Source organism: Rhizobium indicum, assembly GCF_005862305.2.
Taxonomy (GTDB): domain Bacteria; phylum Pseudomonadota; class Alphaproteobacteria; order Rhizobiales; family Rhizobiaceae; genus Rhizobium; species Rhizobium indicum.
In genome coordinates this window covers 4,963,562-4,984,073 of the sequence record NZ_CP054021.1, presented here as the reverse complement: position 1 = coordinate 4,984,073, position 20,512 = coordinate 4,963,562, and the positions used below count along the sequence as shown (strand labels likewise).

General features: G+C 60.3%; 26 protein-coding genes. 10 read left to right on the top strand and 16 right to left on the bottom strand.

From position 1 onward, the window contains the following. Positions 1–309: 309 nt before the first annotated feature. The 4 genes from FFM53_RS24255 (at position 310) to FFM53_RS24240 (ending at position 3,259) form a co-directional block, all read left to right on the top strand. Positions 310–1,083 carry a transporter substrate-binding domain-containing protein gene (locus tag FFM53_RS24255; protein WP_003560025.1) on the top strand — a complete coding sequence of 258 codons (774 nt, stop codon included), beginning with the start codon at positions 310–312 and terminating at the stop codon, positions 1,081–1,083. A 113-nt stretch (positions 1,084–1,196) separates the two neighbouring features. Beyond that, positions 1,197–2,003, top strand: a complete 807-nt coding sequence (locus FFM53_RS24250) for an ABC transporter permease (RefSeq protein WP_138329200.1) — start codon at positions 1,197–1,199, stop codon at positions 2,001–2,003. After that, positions 2,000–2,830: an ABC transporter permease gene (locus tag FFM53_RS24245; RefSeq protein ID WP_138329199.1), complete on the top strand. Its 831-nt coding sequence runs from the start codon at positions 2,000–2,002 to the stop codon at positions 2,828–2,830. The genes FFM53_RS24250 and FFM53_RS24245 overlap by 4 nt, the downstream gene beginning before the upstream one ends. A 162-nt stretch (positions 2,831–2,992) precedes the next feature. Then, positions 2,993–3,259, top strand: coding sequence for an usg protein (locus FFM53_RS24240; protein ID WP_062942183.1), 267 nt, complete (start codon positions 2,993–2,995; stop codon positions 3,257–3,259). 65 nt (positions 3,260–3,324) lie between these two features. On the opposite strand, the gene FFM53_RS24235 is transcribed toward FFM53_RS24240, so the two are convergent. Next, positions 3,325–4,050 carry a DUF2270 domain-containing protein gene (locus FFM53_RS24235; protein ID WP_138391006.1) on the bottom strand — a complete coding sequence of 242 codons (726 nt, stop codon included), beginning with the start codon at positions 4,048–4,050 and terminating at the stop codon, positions 3,325–3,327. 114 nt (positions 4,051–4,164) lie between these two features. Between FFM53_RS24235 and FFM53_RS24230 the strand changes: the two genes are divergently transcribed. The 4 genes from FFM53_RS24230 (at position 4,165) to FFM53_RS24215 (ending at position 6,608) form a co-directional block, all read left to right on the top strand. Then, positions 4,165–4,983: a class I SAM-dependent DNA methyltransferase gene (locus FFM53_RS24230; RefSeq protein ID WP_138391005.1), complete on the top strand. Its 819-nt coding sequence runs from the start codon at positions 4,165–4,167 to the stop codon at positions 4,981–4,983. A gap of 127 nt (positions 4,984–5,110) precedes the next feature. Then, the gene (locus FFM53_RS24225) at positions 5,111–5,797 is read left to right on the top strand and encodes a glutathione S-transferase family protein (protein WP_138391004.1); all 687 of its coding nucleotides are present in this window, start codon (positions 5,111–5,113) and stop codon (positions 5,795–5,797) included. Beyond that, the gene (locus FFM53_RS24220; RefSeq protein ID WP_138329195.1) at positions 5,794–6,135 is read left to right on the top strand and encodes an ArsR/SmtB family transcription factor; all 342 of its coding nucleotides are present in this window, start codon (positions 5,794–5,796) and stop codon (positions 6,133–6,135) included. The genes FFM53_RS24225 and FFM53_RS24220 overlap by 4 nt, the downstream gene beginning before the upstream one ends. After that, positions 6,132–6,608 (top strand): SRPBCC family protein, encoded by a 477-nt coding sequence (locus FFM53_RS24215; RefSeq protein WP_138329194.1) that lies wholly within the window; start codon positions 6,132–6,134, stop codon positions 6,606–6,608. Before FFM53_RS24220 ends, FFM53_RS24215 begins: the two co-directional genes overlap by 4 nt. 77 nt (positions 6,609–6,685) lie before the next feature. On the opposite strand, the gene FFM53_RS24210 is transcribed toward FFM53_RS24215, so the two are convergent. The 10 genes from FFM53_RS24210 to FFM53_RS24165 form a co-directional block, all read right to left on the bottom strand. After that, positions 6,686–7,153, bottom strand: a complete 468-nt coding sequence (locus FFM53_RS24210; RefSeq protein ID WP_138329193.1) for a DUF1801 domain-containing protein — start codon at positions 7,151–7,153, stop codon at positions 6,686–6,688. 101 nt (positions 7,154–7,254) lie between these two features. Continuing rightward, the gene (locus FFM53_RS24205; protein ID WP_138329192.1) at positions 7,255–7,725 is read right to left on the bottom strand and encodes a DUF1801 domain-containing protein; all 471 of its coding nucleotides are present in this window, start codon (positions 7,723–7,725) and stop codon (positions 7,255–7,257) included. 11 nt (positions 7,726–7,736) lie between these two features. Then, positions 7,737–7,958 carry a hypothetical protein gene (locus FFM53_RS24200; RefSeq protein WP_138329191.1) on the bottom strand — a complete coding sequence of 74 codons (222 nt, stop codon included), beginning with the start codon at positions 7,956–7,958 and terminating at the stop codon, positions 7,737–7,739. Between the two features lie 57 nt (positions 7,959–8,015). Next, on the bottom strand, positions 8,016–8,426 hold the full coding sequence (locus FFM53_RS24195; protein WP_138391003.1) for an SRPBCC family protein: 411 nt from the start codon (positions 8,424–8,426) through the stop codon (positions 8,016–8,018). Then, the gene (locus FFM53_RS24190) at positions 8,423–8,746 is read right to left on the bottom strand and encodes an ArsR/SmtB family transcription factor (protein ID WP_138391002.1); all 324 of its coding nucleotides are present in this window, start codon (positions 8,744–8,746) and stop codon (positions 8,423–8,425) included. Before FFM53_RS24190 ends, FFM53_RS24195 begins: the two co-directional genes overlap by 4 nt. A gap of 246 nt (positions 8,747–8,992) precedes the next feature. After that, on the bottom strand, positions 8,993–9,820 hold the full coding sequence (locus tag FFM53_RS24185; protein ID WP_138391001.1) for an ATP-binding cassette domain-containing protein: 828 nt from the start codon (positions 9,818–9,820) through the stop codon (positions 8,993–8,995). A gap of 10 nt (positions 9,821–9,830) precedes the next feature. Further along, positions 9,831–10,667 (bottom strand): aliphatic sulfonate ABC transporter permease SsuC, encoded by an 837-nt coding sequence (gene ssuC, locus FFM53_RS24180; RefSeq protein ID WP_138391000.1) that lies wholly within the window; start codon positions 10,665–10,667, stop codon positions 9,831–9,833. 78 nt (positions 10,668–10,745) lie between these two features. Further along, the gene (gene ssuD / locus FFM53_RS24175) at positions 10,746–11,936 is read right to left on the bottom strand and encodes an FMNH2-dependent alkanesulfonate monooxygenase (RefSeq protein ID WP_138390999.1); all 1,191 of its coding nucleotides are present in this window, start codon (positions 11,934–11,936) and stop codon (positions 10,746–10,748) included. Positions 11,937–12,320: 384 nt separating this feature from the next. After that, entirely contained in the window at positions 12,321–13,286 is a 966-nt protein-coding gene (locus FFM53_RS24170; protein ID WP_138390998.1) for an aliphatic sulfonate ABC transporter substrate-binding protein, read from the bottom strand. A 200-nt stretch (positions 13,287–13,486) separates the two neighbouring features. Continuing rightward, a complete protein-coding gene (locus FFM53_RS24165) occupies positions 13,487–13,855 on the bottom strand; it encodes a hypothetical protein (RefSeq protein ID WP_138390997.1) in 369 nt (122 codons plus the stop codon). A 161-nt stretch (positions 13,856–14,016) separates the two neighbouring features. Between FFM53_RS24165 and FFM53_RS24160 the strand changes: the two genes are divergently transcribed. Together FFM53_RS24160 and FFM53_RS24155 are read left to right on the top strand one after the other, a co-directional pair. Then, the gene (locus tag FFM53_RS24160; protein WP_138390996.1) at positions 14,017–14,886 is read left to right on the top strand and encodes an NAD(P)-dependent oxidoreductase; all 870 of its coding nucleotides are present in this window, start codon (positions 14,017–14,019) and stop codon (positions 14,884–14,886) included. Next, positions 14,883–15,566 (top strand): DNA alkylation repair protein, encoded by a 684-nt coding sequence (locus FFM53_RS24155; protein WP_138390995.1) that lies wholly within the window; start codon positions 14,883–14,885, stop codon positions 15,564–15,566. Before FFM53_RS24160 ends, FFM53_RS24155 begins: the two co-directional genes overlap by 4 nt. Positions 15,567–15,607: 41 nt before the next feature. Here the strand turns inward: FFM53_RS24155 and FFM53_RS24150 are convergent, their stop codons facing one another. The 5 genes from FFM53_RS24150 to FFM53_RS24130 form a co-directional block, all read right to left on the bottom strand. Then, positions 15,608–16,504, bottom strand: coding sequence for a LysR substrate-binding domain-containing protein (locus FFM53_RS24150; protein ID WP_138390994.1), 897 nt, complete (start codon positions 16,502–16,504; stop codon positions 15,608–15,610). Between the two features lie 449 nt (positions 16,505–16,953). Then, complete coding sequence (locus FFM53_RS24145; protein ID WP_138390993.1) at positions 16,954–18,018, bottom strand: porin; 1,065 nt, start codon at positions 18,016–18,018, stop codon at positions 16,954–16,956. A 716-nt stretch (positions 18,019–18,734) separates the two neighbouring features. Then, positions 18,735–19,223, bottom strand: coding sequence for an Lrp/AsnC family transcriptional regulator (locus tag FFM53_RS24140; RefSeq protein ID WP_003540387.1), 489 nt, complete (start codon positions 19,221–19,223; stop codon positions 18,735–18,737). Between the two features lie 69 nt (positions 19,224–19,292). Further along, positions 19,293–19,925 (bottom strand): uracil-DNA glycosylase family protein, encoded by a 633-nt coding sequence (locus tag FFM53_RS24135; protein WP_138390992.1) that lies wholly within the window; start codon positions 19,923–19,925, stop codon positions 19,293–19,295. Between the two features lie 4 nt (positions 19,926–19,929). Beyond that, positions 19,930–20,487: a thermonuclease family protein gene (locus tag FFM53_RS24130; protein WP_138390991.1), complete on the bottom strand. Its 558-nt coding sequence runs from the start codon at positions 20,485–20,487 to the stop codon at positions 19,930–19,932. Between the last annotated feature and the right edge of the window lie 25 nt (positions 20,488–20,512).

Below are 20,512 nucleotides of genomic sequence, written 5' to 3'. Positions count from 1 at the left end.
AGCTTCTTGAGGCCGCCAGGCCCTGGTTCCGCCCCTAGCCTCGCATTGAGGCGAAACGGCGGAATGGCAATTGCCGAGCCGCCGATTTGTTCCGGTTCTAAGAAGTTGGGGATTAACCTCGCGTGAATGTTGCAGTCTGCCGGCGTTCATCTCGCCTGCTATTTGCACCGCACAATTGCGATGGGATTTGTGTTGCAATTCCATGAAAAAAAGTCTGATTATCGCCGCAAGGCGGTCTCAGCACCGTTGAACTGCGGCCGTCAGCCCAACAGAAATAAGGAGCGACGGCCACCAACAGAGAGGATCCTCATGCTTAATTCTACCCGTATTTTCGCGGCAGCCTCGATCGCGGCGATGTCCCTTTTTGCCGGATCGGCCATGGCCGATGGCGAGAAATATGTGATCGGCACCGATTCGACCTATCCGCCCTTCGAATTCGTCGATGCCAGCGGCACCATCCAAGGCTTCGACATCGACATCACCAAGGCGCTCTGCGCCGAGATGAAGGCTGAATGCACCTTCGTCAGCACCGACTGGGATGGCATCATCCCGGCGCTCAACGCCAAGAAGTTCGACATGATCGTCTCCTCCATGTCGATCACGCCGGAGCGTCTGAAGCTCGTCGACTTCTCAAACAAGTACTACAACACCCCGCCGGCCATTGCCGTGCCGAAGGATTCGACGATATCGGACGTCGCCGGCCTCAAGGGCAAGGTGATCGGCGCGCAGACCTCCACGACACACGCCAACTATGCCGAGAAGCATCTCGCCGACACCGAGCTCAAGCTCTATCCGACCGCTGACGAATACAAGCTCGACGTTGCCAGCGGCCGTGTTGACGCCGTCATCGACGACGTCGTCGTTCTCTCCGAATGGGTAAAGTCCGACGCCGGCGCTTGCTGCAAGATCCTGACGACCCTGCCGGTCGACAAGGAAATCAATGGCAACGGCGCAGGCATTGCTATCCGCCAGGGCGATCCGCTCAGGGAAAAGCTGAACACGGCGATCGCCGCGATCCGCGCCAGCGGTGAATACAAGAAGATCCAGGACAAGTACTTCGACTTCGACGTTTACGGCCAATAAGAAATTCGTTATCTGGCCGACGAAGGTAATGGCGGAAGGCTTGCTCTTCCGCCATTTTTGTTTGACAAGGATTGCAAGATTAAAACGGCAAAAGCCGTGAGGGGAATTCTCGCATGGGCGGATTATTTTCCGCGCTGAGCTCCTTCTGGAGCTGGATTGTGCACATATTCGATCCGCTGTGCGGACCCGTTGGCATCTTCACGTGGTTAGGTCAGTCGACGATCCTTGCCTGTGGCGATACCGGCTGGGGCGACGAGATTGCGCTTGGCCTGCAGGTCACCATTTCGGTGGCGATCGTCACCCTACCGATCGGCCTCGCCATCGGCTTCCTGGTGGCGCTCGGCCAGCAGTCGGAGGAAAAGCCGCTGCGGCTGGCGGCTGGTATCTACACCACGATCTTCCGCGGCCTGCCGGAGCTTTTGACGCTCTTCATCATCTATTACGGCATGCAGATGCTGATCCAGTCTCTGCTGACCTTCGTCGGTTATGACGGACCGCCGATCGAGATCAACGCCTTCCTCGCCGGCGTCATCGCGCTTTCGGTCGTCTTCTCCGCCTACTGTTCGGAAGTGCTGCTCTCGGCCTTCCACGCCATTCCCAAAGGACAATATGAGGCGGGAGACGCGCTTGGGCTGCATCGCGGCCGCACGCTGCGCCTGATCATCCTGCCGCAACTCGTGCGCATCGCGCTGCCGGGCCTGACGAACCTCTGGATGGTGCTGCTGAAGGATACCTCCTATGTCTCGATCATCAGCCTTGCCGATATCCTGCGCCAGACGAGTGTCGCCGTGCGCGTGACCAAGGAACCCTTCTTCTTTTATGGTCTGGCCTGTTGCCTCTATCTGGTGCTCGCCATCCTCTCCTCCTTTCTGCTCGTCTATGTCGAGCGTTGGGCCAAGCGTTCGGAGGTCCGCCGATGAGTTACGCCGAAACGCTGATTCCGCCGCAGCCCGCCCCCCGCAAGGTGATGAAGCCGATGACGCCGGCGCGCATGGCCGGCTATATCCTCGTCGCTCTCTGGGCTCTGCTTGGGGTGCTCCTGGTGATCTCCGTCATCAATGGCTGGGATCCGGAAAAATTCACCCGCTACGGGCCGCGTTATCTCCATGGCCTCTGGATAACGCTGAGCCTCGTCTTCATTTCCGTTATCTGCGGCGCCATCCTGTCCCTGCCGCTTGCCATGGCGCGCATGTCAAGGAACCGGGTGCTGAATGCGCTGGCCTACGGCTACATCTATTTCTTCCGCGGCACGCCGCTGCTTGCCCAGCTGTTCCTGGTCTATTACGGCCTCGGCATATTCCGGCCGCAGCTTGAGGCCGTCGGCATCTGGTGGTTCTTCCGCGATGCCTGGTATTGCGGCCTCTTTGCCATGACCATCAACACCGCGGCCTACCAGGCGGAAATCCTGCGCGGCGCCGTCGAAAGTGTGCCGCATGGCCAGCACGAGGCGGCCGCAGCACTTGGCATCCACAAGTTCATCGCCTTCCGCAAGATCATCATGCCGCAGGCTCTCATCGTCGCACTTCGGCCTTATGGCAACGAGATCATCCTGCTGATCAAGGGCTCGGCGGTCGTCGCCATCATCACCGTGCTCGACCTGATGGGTGAAACCCGCTACGCCTTCTCCCGCACTTTCGACTACCAGACCTATCTCTGGGCGGCGATCTTCTACCTCACCATCGTCGAGGCCTTGCGCCATCTCTGGGCCTGGTTCGAGCGCCGCCTGACCCGGCATCTCAAGCGCTGAGCCTTTGGCAGCACTCTCGGGACGATGCTGCCAAACCATTGATATTAAAAATAAATTGCCCTTTTACGAAGTATCTGTAAAGCTTCCGTTAACCACTCGCATGTTTCCATATCATGCAGCGCTAATAAGCGCGCGAGTGGGAACAAGAAGAAGCGGAATACGATGCATAAGGACATGGAAAAACAACTGAAGGGCTATGGTCTGACGACCGCCCAGATCCTCTACCGCCTGCCGGACCACCCGGTGATCCTACAGACCTATGTCTGGCAGGATTACGACCTCGCCCCTGATTTTCCCGAAATGCGCGGCTTCCTGAAATTCTGGGAAGAGAAGCTCGACGGGCCGCTGCATTCGGTGCGCTACATCCACCGCCAGCTGATCTCAGCAACCGAATGGCGGGCACTGAAGGGCGAGTTCATCCTGCACTGATCGGCTCTGGAGCATGATGCCGAAAAGAGTGAACGGCTTTTTCGCGTAACATCATGCTCACCGCATCAGACATGGGCTTCGCCATGGCCGAATTCGCCTTCGTCGCGATCCGGACGCAGGGCGAAACCGAGCATGCCGAGATAGAAGGCGACGACGGCTGCAATGACCGCAAGGCCGGGAACCGGCCCGAGCACGGCATTGTCGATGACATAGGCCCACGACTGCGCCTGCAGCGCCGGCATCCCCTCCGTCTGCAGTTTCGGCGTCGAGATCTTCAGGCACCAGGCGAGCAGCAGGATGAAATACATCCAGCCATAATTGCGTTTGAGCCGGCGGTGCATCGCCTCTTGATAGCTGAGCAGAAAGCGCGGCTTGCGCAGGCTGCGGGCGACCACCACCGCCCATTCGCTGCCGGCATTGGCGTCGGGCGCCAGAATCTGTGCGAAATAGCAGCGCTCGATCTGGCGAATGCGCGCGCGATAGATATCGAAGAAGCGGTAGCGCCGCGCCTCGATCATCAGAAGCAGCGTCACCAGCATCATCCCGAACAACAGCACCCCGTGATGCGAGGTCGGCGTCGACAGCGACACCGAAAGGAGTGCTGCAACCACGGTGATTGCCCAGTTGGACGTTCGGTCGATGCGGTCGCGCCAGCTCGTCATCCGCCCGAGTTCACCGCGGTAATAATGGCTGAGCGTATTGGTGACCTCGTTTGGTGTCGTAGGTAGCAGCAATGCCCGGCCGGCCTCGCCTTCCGTCGCCGATAATGTCCTTTCTGGCTCCGTTTTCATGGTCTTTCCTCCCTGGGTCTTCTTTTCGGCCATTCTGCGCCTGCAAGCGCGCCATTGCAAAACATCGAAAGCCGTCTTAGACGCATGCCTGAAACAAAAGGACGATGGACTGCGATGGCAAAGAAGATCGACGAAGATGCCCTTGGCGAGGCCTACAACCGCGCGCTGGAGCTGGAAAAGGCCGGAGATGTCGATGCGGCCGTTGCAGCCTATGAGGAAGTCCTGGCACTCGATCCCGACGATCACGGCGGTGCGGCCGTACGCATCGCCGCGATGGGCCGCGGCGAAACGCCGGTCAAGGCGCCCGACGCCTATGTCGAGACCTTGTTCGACCAGCATGCCGAGGTTTTCGAGGACGTGCTCGTCGAGCAACTCGGCTATCACGTGCCGATGCTGGTGCGCCAACGCCTGCAGGCTTTAAAGCTCGGACCGTTCAAGCGGTTGCTCGATCTCGGCTGCGGCACGGGCCTCACCGGCGGCGCGCTGCGCGACCTCTGCGCTGACATGACCGGGATCGACATATCGGAGAAGATGGTCGAGATCGCCCATGAGAAGGATCTCTACGAGACGCTCTTCGTCGCCGAGGTCGAGGATTTCCTCGACGACAACGACGAGGAAGCCTTCGACATCATCGCCGCCACCGACGTGCTGCCCTATCTCGGCGCGCTCGAACCGCTGTTCTTCGGTGCCGCCGAGAACCTGATGCCGGGCGGATTGTTCATCTTCTCCTCGGAAACCCTGCCTGAGGAAATTCTCGCCGGCCGCGCCTACATGGTCGGCCCGCACCAGCGCTTCGCTCATGCCGACGCCTATCTCAGAGAACGTCTGACGGCCACCGGTTTCGAACTCGTCGAAATATCGGATATCAACGTGCGCATGGAAGACGGCCAGCCGACACCAGGCCATTTGGTGATCGCCCGGTATAATGGCTGACGCCAACACCTGATATATCGGCTGACGGATGGTTGCACGGTTGGCGAAGTATCTATTGCGTAATGTGTTATGACCTGATAGTTAGTCGATCGGTAAAGTTTACCGCAACGATAGGAAAGGTCGCCGCATGTCGCTCGTGCTCCATGGGCATCCGCTCGCATCCTTCTGCCATAAAGTGCTGATCGCGCTTTATGAAAACGGCACTGTCTTCGAGAATCGCATCGTCGATCTTTCAGACGAAAGCTCGCGCGCCGATCTCTTTCGCTTCTGGCCGATCGGCAAGATGCCGCTGTTGCGGGACGAGGCGCGCGACAGCACCATTCCCGAGACATCGATCATCATCGAATATCTCGAGCAATATTATCCCGGCCCCGTTCGCCTGCTGCCGCCGGAGATCGACCGGGCGCTGCAGGTTCGCCTCTGGGACCGCTTTTTCGACCACTATGTCCAGGCGCCGATGCAGACCATCGTCAGCAATCGTCGGCGCCCCGACGGCACGGCAGACGAGATCGAGGTAGCAGCCGCCAAGGCGACACTCGCCACCGCCTATGCGATGATCGAAAAACAGCTCGCCGACAAGCAATGGATATCAGGCGAGGGCTTCACCATGGCCGATTGCGCCGCCGCCCCTGCCCTCTTCTATGCCGAGACACTGATCCCGTTTTCAGCGGAACAGCCGAGTCTTCGCGCCTATTACGACCGGCTGCTGGCGCGCCCGTCCTTTGCAAGGGTGCTGGAAGAGGCCCGCCCCTACTTCAAATTCTATCCCTACAAAGAACGGTTGCCGGCTCGCTTCCGGGATGCGACGGAATGATGGACGGCCAGGCGGATCTCGACCGCATGTTCCATGCACTTTCCGATCGCAGCCGCCGCGGCATGATCGATCGCCTCGGCCGGGGCCCGGCTTCCGTCACCGAGCTGGCCGCGCCGCTCGCGGTTGCCTTGCCGACGGTGATGAAACATCTGCAGGTGCTGGAGGAGAGCGGCCTCGTGCTCTCCCAAAAATCCGGCCGGGTGCGAACCTACCGCCTGCAGCAGGATGCGCTTGCCGCCGTCGAGCGCTGGGTGGAGCAGCGGAAGATCCGCTGGACGACTACCTTCGACAGGCTGGATCACTTTCTCGCCAATGAAACGGAGACCCTTCCCGAATGACGACACGATCCGCCGAACACGCCACTCTCGTCATCGAGCGTCACCTGAAGGCGCCGGTCGCCCGCGCCTTCCGCGCCTGGTCGGCGCCGGAAGCCAAGCGCCAATGGTTCGCCTGCCACGGCGAGTGGGTGCCGCTGGACTACGGGCTCGATTTCCGCCCCGGTGGCGCGGAAAGGAACTACGTCGCCGATACCGACGGCCTTCTGCACGCCTATGATGCCCATTACATCGACATCGTGCTCAATACCCGGATCATCTATGCCTATGAGATGAAGCTCGGGGAAAGCCGCATCTCTGCCTCGCTCACAACCGTCGCCTTCGAAGCCGAACCCGGCGGCACCAAAATGGTCTTCACCGAACAGGTGGTCTTCCTCGACGGCTACGCCGATAACGGCGCCCGCCTTCAGGGCACGGAGATCGGCCTCAACAATCTGGAACTCTTCCTCGAACGCGAGGAAAGCCCGATCCACTGATCGCATGTCACGCAAAACCAAATCGCCTCGCATGAATCAAATTTGACGCGAATGTTTCAGGCGAAATAGGCCAAGCCTCAAGCGCTGCTTGGTTTCTTCCGCGAGCCGGCAGGACGAGCGGCGGCCCGCTTTGAAGTGTTGAGTGCGACAGCACCGCGAATGAGCGCCTTCAACGCCTGCTCGTCAATCTCGTCGCCCTCATGGAAATCGATGGCGCGCCTGGTATTGCCGTCAAGGCTGGAGTTGAAGAGGCCTGAAGGGTCCTCCAGCGAGGCGCCCTTGGCGAAGGTCAGTTTCACCACGCTCTTGTAGGTCTCGCCGGTGCAGATGATCCCGGCGTGCTCCCACACCGGAACGCCTCTCCACTTCCATTCCTCGACCACGTCGGGCTCGGCCTGTCTGATGAAAGTTCGGACGCGGGCGAGCATCTCGCCGCGCCAATCGCTCAACTCCTCGATTCTCGCATCGATCAAACGAGAAGGAGAGTCTCCGTCTTTCTCTTCGCTGGAGCCGCTCTTCTTCGGGGTTGCCGTGGCTTTCTTCATCGATATCTCCCCTTCATCCCTTAAATGCTGATGGCCTAAGCGCGCAGTGCGTCTTTTCGGACGCACAAAGGACGCTCTAACGCTTAAATCTACGCGTCCGCTCACATTCGTTCGCCGGGCAATTGGCTTGCCTGTTCCACCCAGGCGGCGAGCTGGGCCTCGTCGAGTCGGTCTTCCTCATGAATGTGGAAGTAACGCACTTCCTTTTGTTTGGACTCGCCGGGCGGAACGGGACTGAGCGACGTGCCGCGGAAGAAAGCAACCTTGATGTATTTTGCGAAGCAATGGACACCGAGAAACCAGCCCTGCCCTTCCATGCCGTAAAGGGGCGAGTTCCATTTCACGGCCTTGTACACCCCGGGCACCGTGCGGGTGATGAGCGCGTCGAGGCGATGCCCGACGTCGCTTTTCCAGCCGGGCATGGCGGCGATGTAGGCTTGCACGGGAGCGTCGCCGTAACCCTTGGCGATCTGAGGGTTGCCGCCCGAGAGAAGGGTCGGCTCCGCGGTATCAGGCTTGGCGGCTGTCTTCTTCGTGACCTTTGCCGCAGTCTTGAGTGTCTTCCCGGACATTGCCTTCACTCCTACCCTCCCCTGCGTCCCGCGCCGCGCCACTTTGTGGCATATGGCAGCGCGAACAGGTAGAGACCGGTGAGCAGCAGCAAGGTCAGCGGCAGCAGCGCCATGAGGCCCACCCAGACCGACGATTTCTCCTGCACCATCGCGATGATATTAATTATGACGGCCAGCGTAAAGGCAATGGACAGCCAACGGTGGATCTGCCGAAGCCAGTTATTCCAATTCAAGGGAACCTCCTGCGAAAACGAGCGAAGCGGATGGCGTGATCCGTTTTGGCAGCGGTCTCACTCGATGCGCGTCAGCACCTGCTCCAGCTTTGCGAAGAACTGCTGCCAACCGTTTTTGGCGCCCCCGTAAGCCTGCCGCTGATCCGGCCGGAAGCCCGACTGCTCCATGCGCAACTGCGTGCCCGCGCCCTTGGGTGTGAGAGTCCAGGTGACGACACTTTCGAGATCATAGGCAGCCCAGGTGTAAGACAGGGTTTTGTTCGGCTCGACTTCCAGGACCTGGCAGTCGACCGAGCCCCAATCCGCGCTCAGCTTGAAACGGTGATCCACGACCGGCACGAAGTCGTTCTTCATTAGCCAGTCCGCAATCAGATGCGGCTGCGTGAGCGCGCGCCAGATCTTTTCCGGCGGAAAAGGGATCTCTCGTTCGACGATGACGGAACGGGTTTCGTTTGAAATTTCGGTCATTGGTCCATCCTTTTCAATAGATCTTCCAGCTGGTCGAACCGATTTTGCCAAAAGCCCGCCATCTCACTTGTCCAGTCGACCAGCGGCGCCAGCGCACCGAGCTGGGCGCTATAGTGGGTCTGGCGACCTTCGCGACGGTCGCGCACCAATCCGGCCTGCTTCAGGATTCCGAGATGTTTCGAGACGACCGGTTGCGAGACCCCGGCCCGAGCCGTCAGAGCCCCGACCGTCTTCTCTCCTTCGCGGCACAGCCGTTCGAAAAGAGCCCTCCGGGTCGGATCGGCGAGCGTTCTGAAGAGCACGTCCTGGGTGTCCGACATCTACAATCCATACCTCGTTGGCTATGGATTAACGTATAGCCATGGAGGTATGAATGAGTCAAGCTGAACGTAAAACAACTTGAGGAAAATAGTATTGCTGAATTTAGTGCGCATGGCAGCGCTGGCAGAGATAGGGTGAACTTCACATACCCAAGCGGCTATGCATTTTCGCCAGTGGTCATGCATGCTCGCACCGATACGCCTCGCCTATGCCGAGGTCATGCAGCATCGCGACTAGCGCTGGGATCAATGGCCGCCGTCGGTGCCGAGAATCGCGGCAAGCAGCCGGCCTTCCAGCTCGGCGAGGCCAGGATGGCCGTGCCGGCGCGGACGCGGATAGGGAATGGCAAGATCGAGTGCGATCCGCCCCTCGTCGAGCACGATGACCCGGTCGGCGAGATGCACCGCCTCGCTGACATCATGGGTGACGAGCACTGCGGTGAAGCCGAGTTCGCGCCAGACACGGTTGATGAGTTCTTGCATGCTGATGCGCGTCAGCGCATCGAGTGCGCCGAGCGGTTCGTCGAGTGCCAGCACGCCCGGCCGGCTGACCAGCGCCCGCGCAAGCGCCACGCGCTGCCGCTGCCCGCCGGAAAGCCGCGCCGGCCATTCTCTGGTCTTTTCGCTAAGCTGGACTTCGGCAAGCACAGCATCGGCCGCCTTTGCCGCCGCCCGACTGTCGATGCCGTCGCCGAGCCCGACGACGACATTGTCTGCGACACTGAGCCAGGGCAGCAGCCGCGGCTCTTGAAAGACGATGCGCGCGTTCGGGCTCGCCTGCGCCCCGTCGGCATCCTCGAAATGCAGCTCGCCGGCACTCGGCTCGTCGAGGCCCATCAGGATGCGCAGCAGCGTGCTCTTGCCGCAACCGCTCTTGCCGATTACGGCGACGAACTGGCCGGCCGGAATATGCAGGTTGATGCCGCGCAGCACGCGGTTGGCCCCAAAACTCTTTTCAAGCCCCGTCAGGCTGATCGCCGCAGGCGCACTGCGGCCCACCGCGGGCGCGTTTTCACGCGCATAAGCTGGCTCTTCGGCGACGGCGTGAAAACGCTCATGCGCGATCGATGTCATGGCATCTCTCCTATTTCTGATAGACCGGGTTCCAGGCGAGCAACCGCCTCTCCAGAACCCGGGCGATGACATCGGCAAGCTTGCCGAGCACGGCATAAATGACGAGGGCGAGCACGACGACGTCAGTCATCATGAATTCGCGGGCATTGTTGGCCATATGGCCGATGCCCGAGGATGCGGCAATCGATTCCGATACGATCAGCGTCAGCCACATGATGCCGAGCGCATATCTGAGACCGACGAAGATCGACGGCAGCGCACCTGGAAAGATCACCTTGCGGAAAAGCGTCCAGTTGCCCATGCCATAGACCTTGCCCATCTCGATCAGATCGCGATCGACATTGCGCACCCCGTGATAGGTGTTGAGATAAACCGGGAAGAGCACCCCGAGCGAGGTCAGAAACAGCTTCGATTCCTCACCGATCCCGAACCACAGGATGACGAGCGGGATCATCGCCAGATGCGGAATGGTGCGCAGCATCTGCAGCGTCGTATCGGTCAATTGCTCGGAAATGCGTGATACGCCATTGGCAATGCCGAGCAGGAAGCCGATCGAGCCGCCGACGAGAAGGCCGGCAAAGGCGCGGCCGGCGCTCACCAGCACGTCATTCGGCAACTGGCCGGAAACCGTCGTCGACCAGAAGGCGAGGCCGACATCGGCTGGCGACGGCATGATGCGCGACGAGATCCAGCCGACAGAGGAGGCAAGCTGCCAGAACGCCACGATCGCCACCGGCACCAGGTAAGGCGTCAGCTTCTCCAGGCCGGGCAGCGGCAGGCGCAGACCCGCCTTCCCGGCCTTTTCGGAAGCGACCGACCGTACGAACGGAGTATCGAAAGTCGACATGCTTTGTCCTCGCGCTTATCGAAAGCAGGGTGTCGCAAGCCGTAAGCGACTTGCGACGGTGTCACGCTCTGTTCGAGCTCAGGAGCCGGAGACGACTTTCAGATTGCCGCCATGGCTGCCGCCTGCGAAGACCTGCTTGCGGCCGAACTCGGTGTTGAAGCCCAGACGCTGCTGCTCGCGGGTGATGCCGAGTTCGGGGAAAAGCAGTTCGGCGACGCGATAGGCCTCTTCCAGATGCGGATAGCCGGAGCCGATCACCGTATCGATGCCGATCTCCTGATACTCGCGAAGGCGCGCGGCCACCGTCTTCGGCGAGCCGACCAGCGCCGTGCCCGCACCGGCGCGCACCAGGCCGACGCCGGCCCAGAGGTTCGGCGAGACTTCGAGCTTGTCGCGCCGGCCGCCGTGAAGGGCGGCCATGCGCTTCTGGCCAACCGAATCGGACTCGTGAACGAAGCGCTCCTGCGCCTCGCGGATCGTATCGTCGTCGAGATGGCGGATCAGCCGCTCAGCAGCCTCCCATGCCTCATCATCGGTTTCGCGCACGATGAAGTGCAGGCGAATGCCGAAGCTCACCTCTCGGCCGCGCTCGCCTGCGGCCTTGCGCACCTTGGTAATTTTCTCGGCAACCTGTGCCGGCGGCTCGCCCCAGGTCAGGTACTTGTCGACGCGTCCGACGGAGAAATCGATGCCGGCATCCGACGAGCCGCCGAAATAGAGCGGCGGGCGCGGGTTCTGCACCGAGGGAAAGCCGAGGCGCGCATTGGTCGCCTTGATGTATTTGCCGTCGAAGCTTGCCGTTCCCTTTTCCAGCAGTTCCTCGAACACGGTGAAAAACTCTTCCGCATGGGCGTAGCGCTCGTCATGCTCGAGATGGATGCCATCGCCGGCAAGCTCCGCAGGGCTACCGCCGACGACGATGTTGAGCAGCAGGCGGCCGTTGGAGATCCGGTCGAGCGTCGTCGCAAGACGCGCGTAATAGGCAGGCGATGCCGTGCCGGGACGGATCGCCACCAGGAACTGCAGCTTCTCGGTCTTGGCGGCAAGGGCTGCTGCCGTCACGAAGGATTCTTCGCAAGCAACCCCGGTCGGCAGCAGCACGCCGGAATAGCCGAGCCGGTCGACGGCTTGGGCGATCTGCGTGAGATAGCCGATCTCGGGCGCACGGTTGAGCTCGGAGGAGCCGAGATAAGTGCCGTCGCCCGATGTCGGAATGAACCAGAGGAAATTGATGGGCTCGGATGTGCCTTTATGGGAGATGGTGGTCATTGGAAGACGGTCCTTTAGCTGCGGAATTCGAAAATCAACTCGCGTGGTCGAGATGGCTCTCTGCAAGCGGCGACACGCAGACCGTCTGCCTTGCGCAGAGCCGCCGCCGCACAGATGCTTGGGAGGATCGTAGTGGCGGCGGAGGCGGCAAGAAGGCCGGCTGTCTGTCTATGCGCGAGCATCTGAAATATCCCTGTCGATCGGATTGGCAGTAGGCAGATGCCTTTCGGTGTCTCTCGATCGTGAGGATAGTGACATAGACCACCAATTAGATCGACAATATCAATTTGCTATTCTAATCCGTTTTGGGGAATATTTTTCCGGCTCGGCGGCATGGAGGCCCTCTCCATGCCGCCGAGCGGAAATCTTGGCCTGGCTGGAAAATCAGCTTGCCTTGGGACGCCAGACGATATCGCCGGTCACGAGCTTCTTCGGCAGGATGCCGAGCCCGTGGAACTCGTCGGCGAGGGCTTGCTGATAGGCGGCGGCGGCATCGGTGATGGTCGAAACGCTGCCGAGATCGGCGCCCTTTCGCGTCAAGGTCACGCGCGTTACGTCAACCGGAACGCCGGTAATCTCGGAAAGCTCCTTCACCGTCTCGTCGAGATTGCTCTGGGCCGACGTGCCGACCTTGGCAAGCTCATCGATCACGTCGACGACCACTTGCCCGTTCGCATCGGTGAAATCGCGATTGGCGAGGAAGAAACTGTAGGAGTCGACGATACCTTCGGCGGTCGTCAGGATACGTGTCTCCGGATCGGCTTCGGCAATCGCCAGATAAGGATCCCAGATCGACCACGCGTCGATGCTGCCATTCTTGAACGCAGCGGCGGCATCCGGCGGCGAAAGATCGAGCTGCTCGACATCTTCGGGCTTCAGGCCTGCCTGGCGCAGAACCTTGACGGTTACATTGTGCGCGCTGGAGCCGCGCTTGAAAGCGACCTTCTTACCTTTGAGGTCTTCAAGCGTCTTGATCGACGAATCCTTGCGCACGAGGATGGCCGAGCCTGCCGGGCTGCCCTTGTAGAGACCGACATAATAGAGCTGCCCGCCGGCCGCCTGGGCAAAGAGCGGCGGCACGTCGCCAGTCGCGCCGAAATCGAGAGCACCGGCGCCCAGCGCTTCGAGAAGCGGCGGGCCGGAGGTGAATTCTGACCAGCTGACGGTAATGCCGCGATCGGCAAGCCGCTTCTCAAGCGCGCCGCGCCGCTTGGCGAGCGCCAGCACGCCGTTCTTCTGCCAGCCGATGCGGAACTCGCTGGCGGCAGCGCGTGCCGGCCTGATAGCCGGGAGGATTGCCGTGGCCGCGGCTGCTGCGAAAAGCCCGAGCGTTTGTCGACGTGAAATCATGACTTTCCCCTTTTTTGATGGTGTCGGGCCTGTTTTCGGCTGGTCGACCCAGTCAGTGATGAATGCCATGATGATGAAATCTATAATTTATATCGACAATTTTATTTGCAAGATTCCGCCTTTGCTGAGATTTTGCAGCCCGGAAATCGACCTCAAGCGGAATTTTTTCGCGCGCCCCTTATGCTGCCTATTATCCCGGCTCACTCCCGACCTTCGGCAGCCAGCCGCTCGCGAATGAAGGTGGGGCCGCCGGCAAGACGCTTCGCAAGCAGGCTTGCGGGATCGACCATGCGCCAATGGGGCGTGACCGTCGAAACCGGCTCGCCCTTCTCCAGCGCGCCGTAGGACAGCTCGGCGATCGCACGCAAATGCCGCTGCACGGTCACCGGGCAACAGGCGTCCGCCCCGTATTGAGCGGCGAGACGGCGGCGGAGAGTGCCGACTTCGGTGAGGACACCTTCCGGTGCCGATCGAATCTGCGCTGCGACCATCTGCTGCGATGGAATGAGCATCGCCTGCATTCCGCTGCGGCCTTTGCGCCGCGGCTTGATCGTCGGAATTTCCCCCATGTCACCTCCGGAACATAATATCTTCTCGCCAACTTAGGACTCGGCCGAACAGTGGCCAGCCTCATATTCATTGATCGCAAGGAAGTCCGTTCGCGGGCTTTTCTGCTCCCGCCGTTTCGGTTAATCCTCGGAGCCTGCACTTGAGGAAAAGGATAGGACATATGGCAAAAGTCGCGTTCATCGGTCTCGGCGTCATGGGTTTTCCCATGGCGGGGCATCTGAAGACGAAAGGCGGCCACGATGTCACCGTCTACAACCGCACGGCCGAAAAAGCTGCCGCCTGGGCCGAGAAATTTTCAGGCCACGCCGCCCCCACCCCGGCCGAGGCCGCCACTGGGGCCGATTTCGTCTTCGTCTGCGTCGGCAATGACGAAGATCTCCGCTCGGTGACATCGGGTGAGAACGGCGCCCTGCACGGCATGAAGCCAGGTTCGGTGCTGATCGACAACACCACCGCCAGCGCTGAGGTCGCCCGCGAACTTTATGCCGCGGCAAAGGAAAAAGGTGTCGATTTCATCGACGCTCCCGTCTCCGGCGGCCAGGCCGGCGCCGAAAACGGCGCCCTGACCGTCATGTGCGGCGGCGACGAGGCCGTCTTCGAACGCGCTAGGCCTGTCATCGACGCCTATGCCCGCATGGTTGGCCTGATGGGGCCGGCAGGCTCGGGCCAGCTGACCAAGATGGTCAACCAGATCTGCATCGCCGGCCTCGTCCAGGGACTTGCCGAAGCGCTGCATTTCGGCAAGCGCGCCGGCCTCGATATCGAAAAGGTCGTCGAGGTGATTTCCAAGGGGGCAGCCGGCTCCTGGCAGATGGAAAACCGCCACAAAACCATGAACGCAGGCAAGTATGATTTCGGCTTCGCGGTCGACTGGATGCGCAAGGATCTCGGCATCGTGCTCACCGAAGCCCGCCGCAACGGCGCCAAGCTGCCGGTCACCGCCGTCGTCGATCAGTTCTACGGCGACGTGCAGGCAATGGGCGGCAATCGCTGGGACACATCCTCGCTGCTCGCCCGCCTCGAGAAATGATCGGCCCCTCCTCCGATGCGGCCGAACTGATCGCGCATCTCGAAACGCTGCGTTCGGAGGAGAATGTCGCCGGCATGGCGCGCTTCGGCATCGTCACCGGCGGCGCCCTCGGCATCTCCAATCCCGATATCCGCGCGGTCGCCAGACTGGCGAAGAAGGATCACCTCAGGGCAATGCAGCTCTGGCGAAGCGATATCCGCGAAGCCCGCCTGCTCGCCCTCTGCACAGCCGAGCCGAAGCGGTTGACGACGGAAGAAGCCCGAAATTGGGCCGATGATTTCAACTCCTGGGAGATCGTCGATTGCGCCGCCGATCTCTTCGTCGAAGCCCGGCTGGATGAACTCATCTCAGACTTCGCCGCCGACGAGCGCGAATTTATCAGGCGCACCGCCTTCGCCATGATATCAGGTGCCGCCGTCCATCGGAAAATGGAGTCCGACGCGACCCTCCTTGCCTGGATGCCGCTGATCGAGGCCCATGCCGGCGACCCGCGAAACTTCGTGCGCAAGGCGGTGAATTGGGCGCTGCGCAGCATCGGCAAGCGCAATCTCGCCTGCCATGCGCCGGCCCTGGCACTCGCAAAGATCCTGGCGGAAAGCCCTGATAAAACCGCCCGCTGGATCGGCAAGGATACCGTCAGGGAACTGGCCGGCGAAAAGCTGTTGGCACGGTTGAGATAAGGCGGGATGCCGGCTCGAATAAAGATGCCTGGCGCTGTGAGTCAATGCTGTTTGGATTTTTCGACTAGGAAATCGATCAGGACCCGTACCGCCGGCGGCATGCCCTTGGCCGTCGTGAAGACGATGTAGAACTGGCTCTCCTCCGACTGCCATTCCGGCAGCACCCGCACCAGCTTGCCGGCCTGGAGATCGGCCTCGCAGGCACTTTCGAGCAGAAGCCCGAAGCCGAGGCCGGCACGGGCTGCGTCGAGGATGGCGGTCATACTGCGGCAGGTGAGCCGCGGCTGATGCCGAATCACCTGCTTGGCGTCATTCGGACCGACCAGTTCCCAGGTGTGGAACGACACCCATGACGTCATTGCCAGCGTCGGCAGCTCGGCGAGTTCGTCCACGCAATTCAAGTTGCCGGTACGCTCGACGAGCGACGGACTTGCGACCAGGATACGCCTGATACGATCGAGCTTGCGCATCGTCAGGCTCGTCTGCGTCTCCGGCTCGTTGGTCGCCCTCACCTCGAGGTCGATCCGTTCGTTGATGAGATCGGCACGCCGGTCGGACCCGATGATCTGCAGCTTGATCTTCGGATAACGTTCCAGGAATTCGGGCAGGATCCCCCCGACCGAGATGTCGACGAGACCCAGCGGGCAGCCCATCCGCACCACACCTTGCGGGTCGGACTGAGCCTCGCTGACGATCGATTTGGCACGATCGGCCTCCTGCAGGATGGTCTGGCATCTTTCGTAGAAAGCCTGGCCGATTTCAGTCACCCGGAAGTGGCGGGTCGAGCGTTCTATGAGCCTCGCGCCAAGCCCTTCCTCAAGCCGGCTGACCCGCCTGCTGAGCTTCGAACGTGGTATTTTGAGATCGCGACTTGCAGAAGCGAAACCGCCGCTGGAGACGACAGCGGCGAAATAATAGTAGTCGTTGAGATCGTCCATAAGAACAAGCTATCCGCGAGTAGGAATGAATGCCGGCCCCCAGCAAGGGTTGTATCCTCTCTCCCAAAAAGCTGTGATCACATTGTCGGCATTGGATTTTCTTTTCGCGACCTGTTGCGACAAAACAAACAGATGCCGAAGGGGAGAATAGACAAACAGCCGTCCACACGACAATTCTATCGGTGGATCCAGCTCGTTGGAAAAATGGAAAAACAGGGTGCCTCTAGAACGAGGCTGGCGGGATGCTGAGTGCAATACACACCGCACCGGTTCGGCTCACCTGAAGGCATCGTCATTGACTGCCTTGAAGACTGCGCGTCAAAAACACTGCAAGGACGGTCCGGCAGGGAAGACCGGACCCGTCCCCGTAGCTGATCGGAGGTCACTCGGATCAGAAACTAATTTAAGTGCTCCCGGTCCGAAGACCGGGAGCATATCCACCAAGTGGATTAGAACGAACGCTGCAGACGGAAGTAGCCCGTCGTGGAGTCGTCAGCATCTTCCGGATCGAGGTACTGAACCGAAGCCTTGGCGTAGAAGTTGTCGACGATCTGGTAATCAACCGTCAGACCGACCTTCCATGCATCACCGGCACCGTCGTAATCGCTAGGAACGGTGTCACCCGCGCTGGCACCGCCGATGTAGTTGGCGTAGTACTGAACACCCGGGGTGATTTTCAGCTTGTCGGTTGCCTTGATGGCGTATTCGGCAGCAACTGCCCATTCAGCCGTCGAGTAGTAGGAGTTCGGGCCGGAAGAGTACACAGCAGCGAGGCCGAGCGTACCGGGACCGATGTCAACCGTACCCATTGCACGGATAGCGCCGTCTTCGTTGTCGACGTCCCAGCCGCCAGTGACCTGGTAGCTGAATGCGCCGGCAGTGCCGCCAACGCCGAAGGCAACGCCGACATTGTTCGGACCATCGTTCGGAACAAGGAGGCCGGTGACGGGATCCACGTCACCCTGGTAAACGCCGTCTTCCAGTTCGTCGACGCTGAGGCCGGCGTAGAAGGTGCCGCTTTCATACTGATAGCGGATGGAGTTATGCAGCGTTACGACCGAACCGATGTCGTCGGTTTCGCCAGAGAGACCATCGTCCCACCAGCTGTAGAACAGACCGGCGCGGAAGCCCGCGACGTCGAGGTAAGCGGAGTCGAGGATGGCGTCCTGATCGGTGGCATTGTCAGCATTGAACTGCATGACGATGACGCCGGTCAGCGGACCATACTCGGTGTCGCTCTTGGCCGTGAACTGAACCTGACCGCGGGTGACGGCATCCCAGTCCGAATCGCCGCCGACATCTTCGCCAACGTTGACCTGGAAACGGATGTAGCCTTCGATCTTGAGGCAGGTTTCGGTGCCCGGGATGTAGAAGTAGCCGGTGCCGTAAGCGTCGCAGACGCGAACATATTCAACCGGTTCCGGCTCAGCAGCAACAATAGCGTCAGCTGCAAGAACCGGCGTCGATGCAGCAAATGCTGCTGCTGATGCAAGCAAAACCATTCTGATGTTCATTTACCAATCCATTCCTTTGTCGATCGGGGCTGGCTTCAGATCGGGTAGTCGATTTGAAGCCGGCCCAGTTTGAACAGCCATCTCGGCGTGCGGATCGATCGAACCGCCAAACCGTCATCACATACAAGGCCCTATCAAGCAATTCTCGATACACGCCAGATGGGTTCTCACCGGATACTTTCCCCGACAACGTGATTTTTATACAACAATTTCAGATATTTAGACGAAAGACACGCCAAACGGCTCCGCGACGGAAATCTTCCATCGCAAGCCGCAAACGCTACACCCCTTTGTCAAATTCTCCACCGCCCGACCCCCGTCGAACATACTGGCGAAGCGCATAAACTCTACCGCCGGCTAACAAGCACAAACAAGGTGGCGGTTTAGAACATGGTGTCCTGAATTCGATACCAATGAGACAAAATTATGACATATCGCCCATTGGTTTCATCGACCATAACCCCGGAATCCTTACCAGGCTATTCATTTTTCCAGGAATTAGGGGAGATTTGAGCGTTTTTTCGCTATTTTTGAGGCTTTTTTGCAAACGCCGACCGCATATGCCAGAACTCGGTCTTGCCGAACCGGCATTCCAGTGTGCGGCCAGTGTGTCACACCTCGCCTCCAACGGGCATATCCCCGGTCAGACTCACGCCTGGTCCCAGTCCTCGTTGCATTTTGCATGATCGCGTGCGGTCATGGCCGCACGCTTGACCTCAATCCTCGTTGGACTTGGCATTGTCGAGAATCATGTAGTCGAGCGGCAGCTGCGTCGAATACTTGATCTGCTCCATCGCAAAGGCGGAGGAAACGTCGCGAATCTCGATCTTGGCGATCATCCGCTTATAAAAAGCGTCATAGGCGGCGATATCGGGCACGACGACACGCAGGAGATAGTCGACGTCGCCGCTCATCCGGTAGAATTCGACCACTTCGGGGAATTCGGCGACCACCTCGGAAAAGCGACGCAGCCATTCAATCGAATGGGTGGCAGTGCGAATCGACACGAAGACGGTGACCTTGGTGTTGACCTTCTCCGGATCGAGAATGGCGACTCGGCGCTTGATGACGCCGTCTTCTTCCATCTTCTGGATGCGCCGCCAGCACGGCGTCGTCGAAAGCCCCACTTTCTTGGCGAGATCGGCAACGGCAAGCGTCGAATCTTCTTGCAGAAGACGCAGTATTTTTCGGTCGAGGCGATCCATGCGCACAACAGTCCTTTCGAATTATTTTCTTTGTATAACTCGATTCCGCGCAACGAAAAGAATTTTGTTTCAGGAAAGCAGCATTTTCGTCCGTTCCTGCAGGACCGGGAGCAATTCTTTCTCGAACCAGGGATTGCGCTTCAGCCAGCCGCTATTGCGCCAGCTCGGATGCGGCAGCGGCAGAACCGCCGGCGATCGGTCGGACAGAAGACAGTCACGCCATGCTCGCACCGTCTCGGTCATATTGTCCTGCCTTTCGCCGGCCATATGCCAGGCCTGCGCATATTGGCCGATGACCAGCACCAGTTCGATCTGCGGCATGGCCGAGATCACTCTTTGCCGCCAGAACGGCGCGCATTCGCGCCGCGGCGGCAGATCCGCGCCCTTGTCGTCGTAGCCGGGAAAGCAGAAGCCCATCGGCACGATGGCGAATCGGTCGCGGTCATAGAAGCTTGCCGTGTCAACGCCGAGCCATGATCGCAGCCGGTCGCCCGATGCATCGTCGAACGGCAGACCGCTCTCGTGCACCCGAAGCCCGGGCGCCTGCCCAGCGATCAGGATGCGCGCGCTCGATGAGATCACCGCCACCGGCCGCGGCTCGTGCGGCAGCCGGTATTCGAGGCCTTTCGCCGGTGCGTCGCGACAGATGCGACAGCAGGTGATCTCCCGCCGCAGCCTCTCTAGCATGGCTTCGTCGCCCATGGCTTTATTCCCATCCGACGATCTGCCCGATGAAGCGCAGGGTGCCATCAAAGCTGGAACTCTGGCGCGCATGATCGCGCACATCGCGCGGCCGCTCGAAAGTCCCGGCCCAGAGGCCCGCCTTCTGAGCCTTCGCCTCGGCCTCCTCCTTGCCATAATCGCCATAGGAAATCGCCATGCCCCGGCGCACCATGGCGGCATTGATGTCGCCGCCTGCCCCGCTCCGGCAGACGACGAGCAGCCTTTCGTAGCGGTCGCGCCGGCTGCCCTGACAAAGCGTTCCCGATACCAGCACCATCTCCTGCAGCGCCTCGCGCGCCGCGCGCCCGCAGGCCCAGGCTTTCCCCGCCCGCTCACAGCTCTGGTTGAGTTCCGGCGCATCGATGCCTTCGAGGCGCAAACGTTCGTCTCCCAAGACCAGACTATCCCCGTCGGCAGCATGGAAGGCGCCTGCATGCTCGATTTTTGCTGCATCGTTGAGCTTGGCGGCGATCAGCGCCACGAGCGCCAGCAGGGCAAAAGCAGTCACGCCGTCGCGAATCAGGCGCAGGCCCCGTGTCACGCTTTTGCCTCCTTAAAAAACAAAT